At 71.0% G+C, this 17,000-nt stretch carries 16 protein-coding genes; 10 read left to right on the top strand and 6 right to left on the bottom strand.

Going from position 1 to position 17,000, the window contains the following annotated elements:
- The first annotated feature begins 158 nt into the window (after positions 1 to 158).
- The 7 genes from AQI94_RS34130 to AQI94_RS34100 are packed head-to-tail and all read left to right on the top strand — an operon-like array spanning position 159 to position 7,131.
- Positions 159 to 1,481 carry a phenylacetate--CoA ligase family protein gene (locus AQI94_RS34130; protein ID WP_031055053.1) on the top strand — a complete coding sequence of 441 codons (1,323 nt, stop codon included), beginning with the start codon at positions 159 to 161 and terminating at the stop codon, positions 1,479 to 1,481.
- Entirely contained in the window at positions 1,481 to 2,191 is a 711-nt protein-coding gene (locus AQI94_RS34125) for a hypothetical protein (RefSeq protein ID WP_031055055.1), read from the top strand. Before AQI94_RS34130 ends, AQI94_RS34125 begins: the two co-directional genes overlap by 1 nt.
- A gap of 23 nt (positions 2,192 to 2,214) precedes the next feature.
- Positions 2,215 to 3,126, top strand: coding sequence for an SDR family oxidoreductase (locus AQI94_RS34120; protein ID WP_031055058.1), 912 nt, complete (start codon positions 2,215 to 2,217; stop codon positions 3,124 to 3,126).
- Between the two features lies 1 nt (position 3,127).
- A complete protein-coding gene (locus tag AQI94_RS34115) occupies positions 3,128 to 3,586 on the top strand; it encodes a Zn-ribbon domain-containing OB-fold protein (RefSeq protein ID WP_031055060.1) in 459 nt (152 codons plus the stop codon).
- Positions 3,583 to 4,731, top strand: a complete 1,149-nt coding sequence (locus AQI94_RS34110; protein WP_031055064.1) for a thiolase family protein — start codon at positions 3,583 to 3,585, stop codon at positions 4,729 to 4,731. The genes AQI94_RS34115 and AQI94_RS34110 overlap by 4 nt, the downstream gene beginning before the upstream one ends.
- 28 nt (positions 4,732 to 4,759) lie before the next feature.
- Positions 4,760 to 6,007, top strand: a complete 1,248-nt coding sequence (locus tag AQI94_RS34105; protein WP_031055067.1) for an acyl-CoA dehydrogenase family protein — start codon at positions 4,760 to 4,762, stop codon at positions 6,005 to 6,007.
- A complete protein-coding gene (locus tag AQI94_RS34100) occupies positions 6,004 to 7,131 on the top strand; it encodes an acyl-CoA dehydrogenase family protein (protein WP_031055070.1) in 1,128 nt (375 codons plus the stop codon). Before AQI94_RS34105 ends, AQI94_RS34100 begins: the two co-directional genes overlap by 4 nt.
- A 54-nt stretch (positions 7,132 to 7,185) precedes the next feature.
- On the opposite strand, the gene AQI94_RS34095 is transcribed toward AQI94_RS34100, so the two are convergent.
- The 6 genes from AQI94_RS34095 to AQI94_RS34070 are packed head-to-tail and all read right to left on the bottom strand — an operon-like array spanning position 7,186 to position 12,566.
- Entirely contained in the window at positions 7,186 to 8,343 is a 1,158-nt protein-coding gene (locus AQI94_RS34095; RefSeq protein WP_031055071.1) for an acyl-CoA dehydrogenase family protein, read from the bottom strand.
- A 50-nt stretch (positions 8,344 to 8,393) separates the two neighbouring features.
- Positions 8,394 to 8,906, bottom strand: a complete 513-nt coding sequence (locus AQI94_RS34090; RefSeq protein WP_031055074.1) for a DoxX family protein — start codon at positions 8,904 to 8,906, stop codon at positions 8,394 to 8,396.
- Positions 8,903 to 9,814: an SDR family NAD(P)-dependent oxidoreductase gene (locus AQI94_RS34085; protein WP_031055076.1), complete on the bottom strand. Its 912-nt coding sequence runs from the start codon at positions 9,812 to 9,814 to the stop codon at positions 8,903 to 8,905. Before AQI94_RS34085 ends, AQI94_RS34090 begins: the two co-directional genes overlap by 4 nt.
- Before the next feature lie 23 nt (positions 9,815 to 9,837).
- A complete protein-coding gene (locus tag AQI94_RS34080) occupies positions 9,838 to 10,992 on the bottom strand; it encodes a CaiB/BaiF CoA transferase family protein (protein ID WP_031055079.1) in 1,155 nt (384 codons plus the stop codon).
- A gap of 37 nt (positions 10,993 to 11,029) precedes the next feature.
- Entirely contained in the window at positions 11,030 to 11,809 is a 780-nt protein-coding gene (locus AQI94_RS34075) for an enoyl-CoA hydratase/isomerase family protein (RefSeq protein ID WP_031055082.1), read from the bottom strand.
- A gap of 1 nt (position 11,810) precedes the next feature.
- A complete protein-coding gene (locus AQI94_RS34070) occupies positions 11,811 to 12,566 on the bottom strand; it encodes an SDR family NAD(P)-dependent oxidoreductase (RefSeq protein WP_031055085.1) in 756 nt (251 codons plus the stop codon).
- Between the two features lie 85 nt (positions 12,567 to 12,651).
- On the opposite strand from AQI94_RS34070, the gene AQI94_RS34065 reads away from it, so the two are divergent.
- From AQI94_RS34065 to AQI94_RS34055, 3 genes are all read left to right on the top strand, one after another.
- The gene (locus tag AQI94_RS34065) at positions 12,652 to 13,794 is read left to right on the top strand and encodes an acyl-CoA dehydrogenase family protein (RefSeq protein ID WP_031055088.1); all 1,143 of its coding nucleotides are present in this window, start codon (positions 12,652 to 12,654) and stop codon (positions 13,792 to 13,794) included.
- Between the two features lie 102 nt (positions 13,795 to 13,896).
- Positions 13,897 to 15,387, top strand: coding sequence for an aldehyde dehydrogenase family protein (locus AQI94_RS34060; protein ID WP_037944823.1), 1,491 nt, complete (start codon positions 13,897 to 13,899; stop codon positions 15,385 to 15,387).
- Between the two features lie 37 nt (positions 15,388 to 15,424).
- Entirely contained in the window at positions 15,425 to 16,999 is a 1,575-nt protein-coding gene (locus AQI94_RS34055; RefSeq protein ID WP_031055094.1) for an AMP-binding protein, read from the top strand.
- Position 17,000: the final 1 nt, after the last annotated feature.

Below are 17,000 nucleotides of genomic sequence, written 5' to 3'. Positions count from 1 at the left end.
GACAACGATCTTCACGACAGCCCTCCTGTGGTTGAATGAGTTCTAATAGTTAACTATATAGATCGGCGGAGCGCGAGTCTCGCTCTCAATCCGTCGAATTGGTTGACTGATTGCGCTGATAGCTGGAAGATCTGGGCACTGAGCCGCGAGGAGGCGCCATGGTCGGTGACAGGGACACCGCTGACAGGTACTTCGAGCCCCAGGTGGAGACCATGCCGCGCGAGGAACTGCGCGCACGGCAGGAAGAACGGCTCCTGGAGCTCGTGGAGTACGCCTACGCCAACTCGGCCTTCTATCGCGAGCTGTGGGACGAGCACGGGGCCCACCCGCGACACATCCGCTCCCTGGAGGACTTCCGGGCACGGATTCCGTTCATCACCAAGGACATGATCCGCGCCTACCGGAGCCGCACCGGCGATCCCTTCGCCGGCCTGCTCTGCGTCCCGGTCGAGGAGCTGACCTCGGTCTCCTCCAGTTCCGGGACCACCGGCGACCCGGAGTTCTTCGCCGAGATCTGGCAGGACGCCCCGCCCCTGGTGACCGCCCAGGTGCGGGACCTGTGGGAGCTGGGCCTGAGGCCCGGCGACCGGGTCCTGAGCCCGCCCGGCACCTTCCGCAACTTCATGGACGCCGGCTTCCAGGCGCTGGGCGCGGTGGTCATCGAGGTCGACACCTGGATGGGCAACATGCCCGAGGTCGTCGAGGCCCTGCGCACCTACCGGCCCGCCTATCTGCAGATGATGTATCCGCAGATGGTGGAGCTTGAGCACCTGGCCGAGAAGACCGACCTGAGGGAGGCCTTCTCCTCCCTCAAGGGCGCCTCCTGCGCCGGCCAGCCCCTCAGCCGGAAGATGCGCGAGCGGATCCGCGACGACTGGGGCATCGACGTCTACGAGTACACCAGCGCCGCCGATACCGGCACCGCCTGGGAGTGTCGCGAGCACGACGGCTTCCACCTGTGGGAGGACACCGTCTTCGCCGAGTGCGTCGAGGTCGACGAGCACGGCTGGCACGACGTCCCCGAGAGCGACCTCGGCGAACTGGTCGCCACCGACCTGGACAACCGGGCCGCGCCGCTGATCCGTTACCGCAGCGAGGACCTCGTCCGACTCTCCCGCGACACCTGCGGCTGCGGCCGCACCCACGCCCGTATGTGGGTGGCCGGGCGGCGCGGCGACGAGACGGTGGTCCGGGGACGCTCCGTCGTCCTGCGGGACGTCTGGCAGGCGGTCGAGGACCAGCCGGAGACCGTAGCGGGCGTCTTCCAGATCGTCCGGGACCGGCGCGAGGTCGACGAACTGCGGCTGCGCGTCGGCTACGACCCCCATCTCACCGGCGACGTCGACGCCCTCGCCGGACGCCTGAGCGAGGCCGTGCGCGAGCGGACCGGAGTCAAGCCGGTGCTCGACATGCGCACCGAGGAGGACCTGTTGAAGACCATGACCAGCGTCGCCAAGTTCCCCCGGGTGGTGAAGACCTGATGGCCCGCGCCGACACCCTGGCCCGAGCCAGGACGCTCGACCGCCCCGAACTCGCCTACCTCCTGCGCTTCCCCACCGCAGACGGCATGCGGGACCTGGAGCTCACCTGGGCGGAACTCGCCCGCGACACCGAGTGGGCGACCGCACGCCTGCGGGAACACGGTCTCGCTGCCGGGCAGCGGGCCCTGCTGACCGCCTCCGGCTTCGAGGGCTTCTGGGGGCAGGCGGTGATCGGCGCCCTGCGCGCGCTGAAGGTGCCGTACGGCATCGCCGAGGCGATGGGCTGGGACCACCGCCGCACCGCGGTCTTCCACCGAGAACTGGCCCCGCACGCGGTGATCGGCCTGTCGGCCCAGACCCTGGACGGGCTCGCCGGCGCGGCCGACATCGGCGAGATGTTCCGGTCCACGCCCGTCGTGCTGGCCCGACCCGCCGCCGTGCCCGTCCTGCGCGCAGTGGGGGTGAACGCCTCCGTGATCTCGGCGGTGGGACCGGCCCTCGCGCTGGAGTGCCCCGAGCGCAGCGGCGCACATGTCAACGCCGCCGCATGGCGGTTCGGCGAGCGGGACGGACAGCTGACCGTGGCCGCGGGGGAGGGGTGCACCTCGCCCCTGCCCGAGACACCGCTCGGCATCACCGGACGCGTCGTCGTGGGCCGGTGCGGCTGCGGCAGCGACGAACCGCGAGTCCTGCTCGCCGAGGCCAACTGACCTTTCCGATGGAGGAATTGAGCATGTCTGAAGGAGTGGTCGAGGGCCGGATCGCGGTCGTGACCGGCGCCGGCAACGGGATCGGCCGGGCGCACGCCCTGGCGTTCGCCGCACACGGCGCGAAGGTCGTCGTCAACGACCTGGGCGGCGGACGGGACGGCGCGGGCGCCTCCGCCGGGCCCGCCCAGAGCGTGGTCGACGAGATCGTCGCGGCCGGCGGCGAGGCAGTGGCCAACACGGATGACATCTCCACCTGGGAGGGCGCCGGCCGGCTCGTCCAGCAGGCCGTCGACACCTACGGCGGTCTCGACGTGCTGGTCAACAACGCCGGCATCCTGCGCGACCGGATGATCGTGTCGATGACCGAGCGGGACTGGGACAGCGTGATCGCCGTCCACCTCAAGGGCAGCTTCGCCACGCTGCACCACGCGGCCGCGTACTGGCGCGAGCGCGCCAAGTCCGGTCAGGACAACGACGCCCGGGTGATCAACACGACCTCCCCGTCCGGCATCTTCGGCAACCCCGGCCAGTCCAACTACGGCTCCGCGAAGGCCGGCATCGGCAGCCTCACCCTCATCGCCGCCGCCGAACTCGCCCGCTACGGCGTGACGGTGAACGCCATCGCGCCCACCGCGCTGACCCGGCTGACCGACGACATCGAGATGATGAAGCAGGCCGCCGAGAGCCAGGACCTGACCCCCGAGGCCATCTCGCCGCTGGTGGTGTGGCTGGGCTCGGCCGCCTCCCGCGAGGTCACCGGCCGGGTGTTCGGCGTCGTCGGCAACCGCATCACGGTCCTGGAGGGCTGGGTCAACGGCCCCGCCGCCAGTGCCGACGCCCGCTGGACGCCCGAGGAGCTGTCCTCCGTCGTCCCGAACCTGGTGGCCAAGGCGGCACCGAACGCCGACGTCCTCGGCAACCGGAACGGAGCCTGAGATGACGACCACCCAACGCCCGGTCACCGAAGGCCTGTTCACCTGGCCGCCCGCCGCCGCGCCCCTCCGGCTGATCGGCTCCGAGTGCAGGGTGTGCGGCCTGGTGAGCTTCCCGGCCGCCGCGACCTGCGTCCGGTGCGCGAGCGACGAGTCGAAGGAACGGCTCCTGGCGGACCACGGCACCCTGTGGACGTACACCACCCAGGACTTCCGCCCGCCGTCCCCGCCGTACGACGGACCCAAGGCCTTCGAGCCGTACGCCGTCGGATACATCGAGCTCCCCGGCGAGCTGCTGGTCGAGGCCCGCCTCACCGAACCCGACCCGGAGAAGCTGCGGATCGGGCAGGACATGCGGCTGACGCTCGTGCCCTACACCGTCCAGGACGACGGAACCGAGGTCGTGACCTTCGCGTTCGCCCCGGCCGAAGAGTCCACCCATGCCGAACAGGAGGCGTCATGACCGAGGCCGTCATCATCGGGGTGGGCCTGCACCCCTTCGGCCGCTTCCCCGGCAAGCCCGCGCTGGACATGGGCGCGGACGCGGTACGGCTGGCACTCGCCGACGCGGGCGTCAACTGGCCCCAGATCCAGGGCGGTTACATCGGCAGCTACGAGGTCGCCAACCCGGACGCGATCGTCGGCAGGCTCGGCCTCACCGGCGTACCCCTGCGCGGAGTCTTCAACGGCTGTGCGACGGCCGGTACGGCGGTGGCGCTCGCCGCCCGCGCGATCGAGACCGGCGAGCACGACCTGACCATCGCCATCGGCCTGGACAAGCACCCGCGCGGCGCGTTCGCCGCCGACCCGTCCGTGGCCGGCATCCCCTCCTGGTACGGGCAGACCGGACTCTTCCTCACCACCCACTTCTTCGGCATGAAGATCAACCGCTACATGCACGAGCACGGCATCTCCCACGAGACGCTCGCCCGCGTGGCCTCCAAGAACTTCCGCAACGCGGCCGGCAACGAGAAGGCCTGGCGTCGGACGCCCCTCACGCCCGAGGAGGTCCTCGCCTCCCCGGTCCTCAACTACCCCCTGCGCCAGTTCATGTACTGCGGCCCGAACGAGGGCGCGGCGGCGATCGTGATGTGCCGGGCCGACCAGGCCCACAAGTACACGGGTAAGCCGGTACGGGTCCGCGCCACCGCCCTGCGCAGCCGCAGGCTCGGCGCGTTCGAGGTGCAGAGCCCGTCGTTCCCGGTGGGGGAGCCCGTGGACAGCCCGAGCGTGGACGCCTCCCGGGACGTGTACGAACGCGCGGGCATCGGCCCCGAGGACGTCGACGTCGCCCAGCTCCAGGACACCGACGCCGGGTCGGAGATCATCCACATGGCGGAGAACGGCCTCTGCAAGGACGGCGAGCAGGAACGCCTCGTCGCCGAGGGCGCCACCGAGATCGGCGGCCGGCTCCCGGTCAACACCGACGGCGGCCTGCTCGGTAACGGCGAACCGATCGGCGCGTCCGGACTGCGCCAGATCCACGAGATCGTCCTCCAGCTGCGCGGCACGGCGGGCTCCCGCCAGATCCCCGGCACACCGCGCGTCGGCTACACCCACCTGTACGGCGCGCCCGGCGCGTCGGCGGTGACGATCCTCTCGACCTGAACCTCTCTCTGACCGCGGAGCGAACGCGATGGAATCCGACGACATGCGGGACTTCGCCGCCGAGGCGCGCCGCTTCCTCGACGCGCACGTGGCGAAGGCCCCCGACCGCACCGCCTTCACCTGGGGCGAGGGCGACGACTCGATGGCGTACTTCAGCAGCCTCCCGCCCGCCGAGGAGCGGGAGTTCGTGCAACGGGCCCGGGAGTGGCAGCGGATCCGCCACGAGAACGGCTTCGGCTGGATCACCGGACCGGTGGAGTACGGCGGCCGGGGCCTGACCCCCGTCCACGACCTGCTCTACGACGCCGTCGAGTCGGAGTACGACGTCGCCGACACCGGTGTGCTCAGTGTGATCGGCCTGGGCATGATCGGGCCGACGATCCTGGCCCACGCCCAGCCCCACATCAAGGACCGCTGGCTGCCGGCGATGTACCGCGGGGACGCCATCGCCTGCCAGCTGTTCAGCGAACCCGGCGCCGGGTCGGACCTGGCGAGCGTGGCCACCCGGGCCGTCCGCGAGGGCGACGACTGGGTGCTGAACGGGCAGAAGGTGTGGACGTCGGTCGCCCAGCACAGCCAGATCGGCCTCGCCCTCACCCGTACCGACCCCGACGCGCCCAAGCACCGCGGCATCACGGCGTTCCTCGTCCCCATGGACACCCCCGGAGTCGAGGTCCGGCCGTTGCGGCAGATGACCGGCGGCGCCGACTTCAACGAGGTCTTCCTCACCGACGTACGCATCCCCGACGACCACCGGCTCGGCGAGGTCGACGGCGGCTGGACCGTCGCCCTGACCACCCTGATGAACGAGCGCGCGACAGTCGGCAGCGAGGGAGTCGGCCCGGTGGCCGCCGCCCTGTCCCCGGACCACCTCTCGGCGCTCATGCGGGCCACCTGGACCTGGGACGACCGCGCCCTGCGCGCCCGCCTCGCGGAACTCCTGGTGGACGTCCTGGCCACCGAACACCTCAACGCCCGCGCCCTGCGCAAGCTGCGCGCCGGAGTCGCGCCGGGCCCCGAGATGTCCGTCTCGAAGCTGATGTACGGCCAGAACCTCACCCGGGCGGCACACTTCGTCTCCGACGTGCTCGGCCCCCGGATCATCGCCGACACCGGCCAGTGGGGCACCTACGCCTGGACCGAACTCCTTCTCGCCACCCCGGCGTTGCGCATCCTCGGCGGCACCGAGGAGATCATGAAGAACATCCTCGCGGAACGCGTCCTCGGCCTGCCCAAGGAACCGGCGACCGCCGCTGCCAAGGAGGTGCGGTCGTGACCGCCGACGAGAGCGAACTGCGGGAACTGCGGTCGTCCGTACGCGAGTTCCTGGAAGCCAAGTCGCCCGAGGAAGCGGTGCGCAAGCTCATGGAGAGCGAGCCGCGCTTCGACCCCGCGGTGTGGTCCCAGGCAGCCGACCAACTGCGCCTGCCGGGACTCGCGATCCCGGAGGAGTACGGCGGCGACGGCTTCGGACTCGTCGAACTCGGCGTCGTCCTGGAGGAGATGGGCCGTGCGCTGTTCTGCGCCCCCTTCTTCGCGACCGTCCTGCTGGCCGCCCAGGCCCTGCTGGCCTCGGGAGACCAGGATGCCTGCGCACGCCACCTTCCCGGCATCGCGGCTGGACGCACCACGGCCGCCCTCGCCGTCGCCGAGGACCACGGCTCCTGGGACCCCGCCATGGTCTCCGCGCGCGCCGTGCCGGACGGAAACGGCGACGGCGACAACGGCTGGACGGTGAGCGGCCGCAAGTGCTTCGTCGTCGACGGTACGACGGCCGACCTGATCCTCGTCGTCGCCCGAACCGTTGCCGGACCCACCCTCTTCGCCGTGGACCGGGACGCCACGGGACTCGCGGCGGAACCGATGCAGACGCTGGACGCCACCCGGGCCATGGCCCGGCTGACCCTGGACGCCGTACCCGCGACGCTCGTCGGGGCGCAGGGGGCGGGCGGCCGCATCATGGCCAAGGTCCTGGACATCGCATCGGTCGGGCTCGCCGCCGAGCAGGCGGGCGGGGCACGGCGGTGCCTGGAGACGAGCGCGGACTACGCCCGCGTCCGTCATCAGTTCGGCCGGCCGATCGGCTCCTTCCAGGCGGTCAAGCACAAGTGCGCCGACATGCTCGTCCAGGTGGAGCTGGCCGAGGCGTCCTCCCGCGAGGCGGCGCGGCTGGCCGACGAGGACTCCCCGGACTTCCCCGTCGCCGCGGCCGTGGCCCACGCTTCCTGCTCACGGGCGTACATGGTCGCCGCCATGGAGAACATCCAGGTCCACGGCGGCATCGGCTTCACCTGGGAACACCCGGCCCACCTGTTCTTCCGCCGGGCCAAGTCCTCGCAGCTGCTGTTCGGCGGCCCGGCGGTGTATCACGAGCGGCTGCTGGACCGGCTCGGGATCTGAGAGCGCGGCAAGAAAGGCCCCGGGGGATCCCGGGGCCTTTGCCTTGTGTGCCGCTCAGCCGCGCGCCGCCTCGCCCAGCAGCGCCTTCGCGATGATGACCTGCTGCACCTGGCTGGTGCCCTCGTAGATGCGGAACAGCCGGGCGTCGCGGTAGAAGCGCTCGACGGCGACTCCGCGCATGTAGCCCGCGCCGCCGTGGATCTGCACCGCGCGGTCCGCGACCCGCCACACCATCTCGCTGGCGAAGTACTTCGTGCAGGACGGTCCGATCTTGGTGTCCGTGCCGGCGTCGAAGGCGCGGGCGGCCTCCAGGACGGTGGCGCGGCCCGCGTAGTAGTCGGTCTGCGAGTCGGCGATCAGGCCCTGGACCAGTTGGAAGGAGCCGATGAGCTTCCCGGACTGCTTGCGGGTGCTCGCGTAGGCGACCGACTCGTCGACCAGGCGCTCGGCCATGCCGACCATCAGCGCGGAGATGTGGACCCGTCCGTGCGCGATGCAGCCCATCGCGGTTCCGAAGCCCCGGTTCAGGCCGTCCTCGCCGCCGACGAGCGCGGAGACCGGCACGCGCACGTCGTCGAAGAACACGTCCGCGGTCCAGGCCCCGAACTGGCCCATCTTGTGGTCCTTGGGGGCCACGGTGAGGCCGGGGGCGCCGGCCGGGACCAGGAAGGTGGAGATGCCCCGGGTACGCGGGGCGTCGGGGTCGGTGCGGGCGAAGACCATGAAGACGTCGGCGAGCGGGGCGTTGGTGATGTAGCGCTTGGCGCCGTTGATCACCCATTCGTCGCCGTCGAGGTGTGCCTTCGTGGTGAGCGTGGAGGGATCGGAACCGGCTTCCGGTTCGGTGAGCGCGAACGACGCCAGAACGTCACCCGAGGCGATCCTCGGCAGCCAGTGAGCCTTCTGTTCCTCCGTACCGCCGACCATGAGGACATGACCGGCGATGCCGTTGTTGGTGCCGAACATCGAGCGCAGGGACGGCGTCGTATAGCCCAGCTCGAACATCAGCTGGGCCTCTTCGAGCATCGACAGACCCAGTCCGCCGTACTCCTCGGGCAGCGCGAAGCCGAACAGGCCCATCTTCTTGGCCGCCTCGCGGATGTCCGAGGGCATCTCGTCCTTCTCGTCGATCTCCGCTTCGAGCGGCACGACGCGGTCCCTGACGAAACGCCGGACCTCGGACAGCACCGCGCTGAAGTCAGCCGCGTCCATGTCGACTCTCCCTTGTTGCCCTCGTCCGACTCATGTCGTCCTCATCGGTCTCATTGATCTGTCTCGTCCGGTTTCCGCTCCGGCCGGTAGCACAGCGCCAGCAGTGCCGCCGCGCTCGCCGTGCCGACTCCGGCCGCCAGCAAGGCGTGCCGACTGCCCGCGGGTCGGCGTCGCAGCAGGCCGTCGAGCGAGTACCGGCCGTTGCCCAGGGCCGCCAGTGCGACGGCCGCGCCGCCCACGACACCGGCGTACTCCCAGCCGCCCTTGAAGACGAAGAAGCCCTTGCCGCGGTGGTCGGTCCGCGCGGCCACGGTCATCAGTCCTACGGCCGCCGCGGCGGGGAGCGGATTGGCGGCGCCCAGCGCGATGCCGACGCCCGCGGCCATCTCGGTGCCCGCCGCCATCCGGGCGTGCAGCTCGGCCGGCTGGAGGCCCAGCGCCTCGAACCAGCCCGTGGTGCCCTTGAGTCCGCCCGGTCCGGCGACCTTGTTCCAGCCGTGCGCGAAGAGCATTGGGCCGAGGGTCGCGCGCAGCACCAGTGCGGCCGTGTCGTGGCCCTTCACTGGCCGACGCCCGTCGCCCGGCCGGTGGGGAGGGTGTCGTACAACTGGGGTACGGCGTCGACGAGTTCGTCGTAGGTGAGTGCCTGCCCGGACCGGCTCGGGTGGACGGCGGCGACCGTCCAGCCCTGGAGCCGGTTCAGCCGGTTGCCCTCGATGCGCAGGACCTGGCCGGTCAGCCAGGCCGCGCTGTCGGAGGCCAGGTAGACGACGACTCCGGAGGCGTTGGCGGGATCGCGCGGGTCGAAGCCCTCGGTGGCCTGGAGCGACTCGCCGACCGCCAGCCCGTCCGTCATCCGCGTGGCCGCGATCGGCGAGATGGCGTTCGCGGTGACGCCGTAGCGGCGCATCTCCAGGGCGGTCAGGACGGTGAGCCCGGCGATCCCGGCCTTCGCCGCTCCGTAGTTGGACTGGCCCTGGTTGCCGAACAGGCCGGTCCCGGACGTCGTGTTGATCACGCGGCCCGCGACCCGCTCACCTCGCTTCGATGCCTCGCGCCAGTACGCGCACGCGTGCCGGGTGAGGGCGAAGGTGCCCTTCAGGTGCACCGCGATGACGGTGTCGAACTCGGCCTCCGTCATCGAGAACAGCATGCGGTCGCGCACGATGCCCGCGTTGTTCACGACGATGTCGAGGCGCCCGAACTCGGCGACGGTGTCCGCGACCATGGTCTCGGTCGCGGCCCAGTCGGTGACCGAGGAGTGGTTGGCGATCGCCCGGCCGCCGAGCTTGGTGATCTCGGCGACGACCTCGTCGGCGGGGGAGTCGCCGGTCTGCTCGCCGTGTATGCCCGAGCCGAGGTCGTTCACCACCACGGTCGCGCCGGCCTCGGCGAGCGCCAGACAGTGCGCCCGGCCAAGCCCTCTGCCGCCGCCGGTGACGATGGCGACCTTGTCGTCGAGGATGCCCACGCCGTACCTCCAGATAGATGAGTTCAGTTGAGTTCGCGGAGCACTTCGTCGGTGTGCTCGCCGAGCGTCGGTGCGCCACTGTGTGGTTTCTCGTCGATGCCCCAGAAGGCGACCGGAGTCGCCACCGTCCGCAGCGGCGGCGCGTCCCCCATGCCCGGCTGTTCGACGAACGCCCCGACCGCCTCCGCCTGCGGATCGGCCGCCACCTCCGCCAGGGTCTGCACGGGCGCCCACCACACGCCCTCGGCGTCGAAGCGCTCGGCCCACTCCTCAAGGGGCCGCTTGGCGAACTCCTCGTCGAACACGGCGATCAGCTCGCGTACGTGGCCGCGCCGGGCCTTGCCGGTGGCGAACCGCTCGTCCGTCTCCAGGTCCGCACGGCCCAGGGCCTTGACGACACCGGGCCAGTGCCGGTTGCCCTCCAGGCCGACCAGCCAGAACCAGCGGTCGTCGGCGGCCCGGTAGGAGTTGTAGAGCGGCGACTCGTGCTCGGTGCGGTGGCGGGTACGGCCGCGCTTGCCGAAGAAGTTCTGCAGGGCGAGGTCGTTGCCGTTGGCGTAGGTGCCGGACCGCAGCAGCGACACGTCCACCACGCCGCCCTCGCCGGTGCGTTCGCGGCGCAGGAGCGCGGCCAGCACACCGGCGACCAGGTTCGCCGCGGCCGTACGGTCACCGAGACCGGGCCGGATGCCGGGCGGTGGCTCCCCGGCCGGGTTGAGCATGGCGGCTATGCCGGGCCGGGCCCAGAACGCGGAGACGTCGTATCCGGCGCGGTCGCGCTCGGCGCCTATCCAGCCGTAGCCCGTCAACGTGCCCACAACCAGCTGAGGATGACGTTCCCTCAGATCGTCCGGTGCCAGGCCCAGTCTCTCCAGAGCGCCCGGGCGGAGGTTGGTGACGAACACGTCGGCGCGTTCCAGCAGCCGCTCCAGTACGTCCTTGCCGTCCGGCGAGCGCAGGTCGAGGACGATGCCGCGCTTGCCGCGGTTGTCGGTCTCGAACGGGGGAGCGCTGTCGATGTCCTGTCCGACGTGCTTGAGCGTGTACCGGTTGGGGTCGCCGGTCGGCGCCTCCACCTTGATCACGTCCGCGCCCCAGTCGGCGAGCATGGTGGCCGCGGCCGGTGCCGCCACCCACATGCCCAGCTCGACCACGGCAATGCCCTCCAGTGGCCGCACGGGCCCACCTCCAGATCATCGGGCGCTTGTACGCCTGCTACACGCCGCGGAAGTCGCCCGGTCGGCGTTCCCGGAAGGCCTTGAGTCCCTCGGTCCGGTCCTCGGTGCAGAACAGCACCGCGACGGTCTCGCGCTCGTACGCGATCGCCGCCTCCAGGTCCATGCCGAGGCCGTAGTCGATCAGCCGTTTGCCCGCCGCGAGTGCGAGCGGGGCCCCGGCGGTCAGCTTCGCGGCGAGGGCCTCGGCGGTCTTGAGTGCGCCGCCGGGCTCGGCGAGTTCGTTGACGAGCCCGAGCGCGTGAGCACGCTCCGCGTCGATCGGCTCGCCGGTGAGGATCATCTGCTTGGCGATCGCCGGCGGCAACAGGCGGGGCAGCCGCTGGGTGCCGCCCGCGCCCGGCAGCACGCCGAGCTTCATCTCGGGCAGGCCCAGCCGGGTGCCGCGCTCGGCCACCCGCAGGTCGCAGGCGAGCGCCAGCTCCAGGCCGCCGCCGAAGGCGAACCCGTGGACGGCCGCGACCGACGGCTTGGGGAAGTCCTCCAGGAGTGCGAACGCCTCGGTCAGTCGCCCCACGAAGTCCCGGAACTGCCCGGGTGTCGTGAACGACTCGATCTCACCGAGGTCGGCACCGGCCGAGAAGGCCCGTCCCGCACCGGTGATGACCAGGGCGCGCACGTCGTCGTTGTCGCGGATGTCGGCGAGGGCCTGCTTCAGCCGGCCCGCGGTCTCGGAGCCGATGGCGTTGAGCTGCCCCGGCCGGTCGAGGGTCAACACCGCTGTCCGGTCGCGGAGTTCGGTGCGCAGCACGGTGTTCACCTCAGACCATCGTCAGGCCGCCGCTGACCGAGAGCGTCTGCCCGGTCATGTAGGCGGCGTCGTCGGACGCGAGGAAGGCCACCACACCGGCGATCTCGTCGGGCTGGGCGACGCGGCGCAGCGGGATGGCCCGCACGGTCGCGTCGTACATCTTCTGGCTGTAGTCGGCGACCTGGCCGAGCAGCGCGGTGTCGGTCGGGCCCGGGCAGACGCTGTTGACGGTGATGCCGTGCCGGGCGACCTCGCGGGCCAGGGCCTTGCCGAAGGCGATGACCCCGCCCTTCGTGGCGGAGTACACCACCTCGCCGGACGAGCCGACACGGCCGGCGTCCGAGGCGATGTGCACGATCCGGCCGCCACCGCTTTCGATCATCGAGTCCAGTACGGCCCGGGTCATCGTGATGGTGCCGCGCAGATTGACGTCGATGATCCGGTTCCAGGTGTCCTCGGTGCTGTCGACGAAGCGGCCGATGACGTCGACGGCCGCGTTGTTGACCAGGACGTCCACCGGTCCGAGCTCGACGGTCACCCGCTCCACGGCCGCGTGCACGGCCGCGCTGTCGGAGATGTCCGCGCCGACTCCCGTCGCCCGCACTCCGTACCGCTCGACGAGCCGGCCCGCGACCTTGGCTGCGGCCTCCGGGTCCAGGTCGCAGACGGCGACCGCGGCTCCCTGGGCGGCGAGCCGGTCGGCGATCGCCTCGCCGATCCCGCGTCCCGCTCCGGTGACGAGTGCCACCTTGTCCCGTACGCTCACGCGCCCTCCCTCGCCCAGGTCCCGATACAGCGCTATCGTATAACTACTTCAGCTAAATAAGCGAGATGCGTGAGTGGAGTCGAGCATGCGCCGAACGATCTTCACCGAGGAACACGAGCTGTTCCGCGAGACCGCCCGTACCTTCTACCTGCGCGAATGCGCCCCGTATGCCGAGCAGTGGGAGCGCGACGGGCAGGTGAGCCGGGCCGCGTGGGCGGCGGCGGGCAAGGCCGGCCTCATCGGCTGGCAGTTCCCGGAGGAGTACGGGGGCCAGGGCATCCGGGACTTCCGCTACAACGCGATCATGGCAGAGGAGATGGCGGCCACCAGCTCGGTCGGCATCGGACTCGGGTTGCAGAACGACGTCCTACCGCCCTATCTGATGCATCTCACCACCCCGGAGCAGAAGGCTCGCTGGCTGCCCGGTGTCATCAGCGGCGAGACGATCTGCGCGCTCGCGCTGTCGGAGCCGTCCGCCGGGTCCGACCTCAAGGGCATCCGCACCACCGCCCGCCGCGACGGCGACGAGTGGGTGATCGATGGCTCCAAGACCTTCATCACCAACGGCATCCTGGCCGACCTCGTGATCGTCGCCTGCAAGACCGACCCGGAGGCCGGCCACAAGGGCATCAGTCTGATCGTCGTCGAGCGCGGGGCCGAGGGCTTCGAGCGCGGACGCAAGCTCGACAAGGTCGGCATGAAGGCCCAGGACACCGCCGAGCTCTTCTTCCACGAGGTCCGCGTCCCGGCCGAGAACCTCATCGGGCAGGAGGGTCGCGGTTTCTACCACATGATGGGCAACCTCCCCACGGAACGGCTCGCCATCGCCGTCTCCTCGCTGGCGGCCGCGGAGCGGGCCAACGTGCTGGCGCTGGACTACGCCAAGACCCGCACCGCCTTCGGCCGGCCCATCGGGGAGTTCCAGGCCAACCGCTTCGCGCTCGCCGCCATCAGGGCCAAGCTGAACGCCGCCCGCGTGTACGTGGACGGCTGCATCATGGCGCTGATCCAGGGCGAGTTGACGGCCGAGGAGGCCGCCGCCGCCAAGTACTGGACCTCCGAGACCGGCTGGGAGGTCATCGACCGCTGCATGCAGCTCTTCGGCGGCTACGGCTACGTCAACGAGTACGAGATCGCGCGCATCTGGCGCGACACCCGGGTGCAGCGGGTCTTCGGCGGCACCTCGGAGATCATGCTGGAGATCATCGGGCGGTCGCTGGGCCTGTAGTCCGCGGCCTGAAGCATCCGGAACTTATTGACTACCTTGGCTAAATAGGTTAGCTATTTAGCCTGGATGTGCGCAGTGTCGCGCGGTCTCTAGGAGGTACCCGTGGTCACGGTCGATGTGGAGCTGCACCAGGACAGAGCGGAGCACGACCTGCCGCAGCCGCGTCTGGTCATCGGCGGCAAGGACGTCACCGACACCAGCGGTGGACTCTACGAGCACCGCAACCCCGCCACCGGCCTCGTCCAGGCGTACATCCCGCTCGCCGGGCCCACCGAGGTGGACCGGGCCGTGGCGGCCGCCCGCCAGGCGTTCGAGGTGTGGGGCACCATGCGCCCCGCCGAGCGCCGTCGGCTGCTCACCCGCTTCGCCGGGCTGCTGCGCGACCACATCCCCGACTTCGCGGCGATCTGCCCGCTGGAGAACGGCGTGTGCATCGGCGGCTGGGCGGAGAACGTCGGACCGCACGTCGCCGAGTGGACCGAGTACTACGCGGGCTGGGCCGACAAGATCGAGGGCCTGGTCGGCGCGGCCTACAGCCCGCACGAGAACGTCGAGTACACCGTCGCCGAGCCCTACGGCGTCATCGGCCACATCATCACCTGGAACTCGCCCGCGCTGTCGCTGGCCATGAAGGTCCCGCCGTCGCTCGCCGCCGGCAACACCGTGGTCATCAAGCCGGCCGAGTCCACACCGTTCTCCGCGCTGCTCTTCGCCGACCTGGCCCGCGAGGCCGGCATCCCCGACGGCGTCATCAACGTCGTCACCGGGCTCGGCGACGCAGGATCGGCCCTGGTCACCCACCCCGGCGTCGACAAGATCTCCTTCACCGGCGGCCCCGCCACCGCGCGCCGCATCATGGCCGACGCGGCCCTCAGCCTCAAGCCGGTCGTCTTCGAGCTCGGCGGCAAGTCCGCCAACCTGCTCTTCGCCGACACCGACCTGGACACCGTCGTCCCCTACTGCGCCGCCTTCGCCATGAGCAACACCGGCCAGGGCTGCGCGCTGCCCACCCGGCTCCTGGTGGAGCGCCCGATCTACGACGAGGTCATCGCCCGGGTCACCGGCGTGATCGCCCACCTGCCGGTCGGCGACCCGCTCGACCCGACGACGTACATCGGACCCCTCATCAACGAAGCCGCCCGCGACCGCGTCCAGGGCATGGTCGACAAGGCGGTCGAGGACGGCGCCGGCCGGCTCGTCCACGGCGGCGAACGCATCGACTCCGACGGCTACTTCGTCTCCCCGACCGTCTTCGCGGACGTCGACAACCGCAGCGACCTCGCCCAGCAGGAGGTCTTCGGACCGGTCCTGGCCATCACCCCGTTCGACACCGAGGACCAGGCCGTCGCCCTGGCCAACGACAGCGAGTACGGCCTGTCCGCCTACATCCAGTCCCGTGACATCGCGCGCGTCAACCGCCTGGTACCGCGCCTGAGGGCCGGAACGGTCTACGTCAACCCCGGGCCGAATCCGATCACTTCGCCCGCCACCCCGTTCGGCGGTGTCGGCATGAGCGGGTTCGGGCGGGAAGGCGGCAAGGCCGGTCTGGACGAGTTCATCCACATCAAGGGCGTGGGCATCGGCCGCGTCTGACGGCCCCCACCTCTCCAAGCCATTTGGAGCCACCAGCATGCATTCCGCCCGCCGTCTGACTTTCGGCGACATCATCCGCGAGCACCGACGGTCCTTCCCCGAGGGAGTCGCCCTCGTCGACGGCGACGTCCGGCTGACCTGGCCCCAGTTGGACGAGCGCACCAACCGGCTCGCAGGCGCCCTCACGGACGCGGGCGTCGGCTCCGGCGACCGCATCCTGTGGCTGGGCCAGAACTCCTTCCGGATCTGGGAGCTGCTCGGCGCCGCCGCGAAGGTCGGCGCCATGGTCTGCCCCGGCTACTGGCGCTGGGCGGCCCCCGAGATGGCCTTCGCCGTCGAGGACTTCGACCCCAAGGTCGTCGTCTGGCAGGACGAGGAGATCGGTGACACGGTCGCCAAGGCACGGGCCGAACTCGGCAGCGACCACCGGGCGTTGTGGCTGCGGCACGACTCCGAGGGCGCCGACTCCTACGAGTCGTTCCTGGCCTCCGGCTCGCCCGAGGACCCCGGCGCCGAGGTCGACCCCGACGCCGCCCTGCTGGTCATCTACACGGCGGCGATCTCCGGCCGGCAGTCCGGCTCGATGCTCTCGCACCGCAACCTGCTCGCCATGGGCGCGAGCGCCGCCTGGATGGGGGACATCGGCACGGAGACGTCCTTCCTCGGCGCCGGCCCCATGTTCCACATCGGCAACTACCAGTTCTGGGGCGTCCCGGCCTTCGTCCACGGCGGCAAGAACGTGGTCGTGCGCCGCGTGGTCGCCGAGGAACTGCTCCCGCTGCTCGCGGCGGAGCAGTGCACCCACGCCTACCTGATGCCCCCGACCATCGCCCAGCTCGTCGCGCTGAACCGCGAGGCCGGCCACGACCTCTCCCACCTGCGCGCGAGCGTCGCCGCGCGGCTCTGGGAGGGCACCGTCCCCACCGACCAGAGCCGCTTCACCCGCAACGGCGGCGGCATGGGCCGCGGTTACGGGCAGACCGAGGTGACCGGCTTCGCCGTGACCGGGGCCTACGGCGGTTCGGGCACCGGCAACGCGGGACGCCCGGGCCCCTTCAGCGCCGTACGCGTCCTGGACGGCACCGGCCAGGAGTGCGCGGTCGGCGAGGCCGGCGAGATCTGCGTCCGCGGCGACCTCGTGCACCTCGGCTACTGGAACCGGCCCGAGATCAACGAGGAACGCTTCCGCTTCGGCTGGTGGCACACCACCGACCTCGGCAGGCGCGAACCCGACGGCACGATCAGCTTCCTCGGGACGACGACCCGCATGCTCAAGTCGGCCGCCGAGAACATCTTCCCGGCCGAGGTGGAGAACTGCATCGAGTCCCACCCCGCGGTCAAGGAGGCCGCCGTGATCGGCGTCCCCAACGAGCGCTGGGCGCAGGACGTCAAGGCCGTCGTGGTCCTCCAGCCGGGCGCCGAGCCGGTCACCGCGGCGGACGTCATCGAGCACTGCCGGGCGCGGATCGCCTCGTACAAGAAGCCGAAGACGGTCGAGTTCGTCGATGCCCTCCCGCGCACGAAGGACTACGCCAAGGACTACGAGGTGCTCGACGAGCGCTTCGGCGGGGGCGGCTATCCCGGCGGCGACACGCTGGGCGCGGGGCGGTGAC

Origin of the sequence: Streptomyces pseudovenezuelae, assembly GCF_001513955.1 — a bacterium.
GTDB classification, from domain to species: Bacteria; Actinomycetota; Actinomycetes; order Streptomycetales; family Streptomycetaceae; genus Streptomyces; species Streptomyces pseudovenezuelae.
Note: the sequence above shows the minus strand (reverse complement) of the source record. Positions and strands in the feature narration are given on the sequence as shown.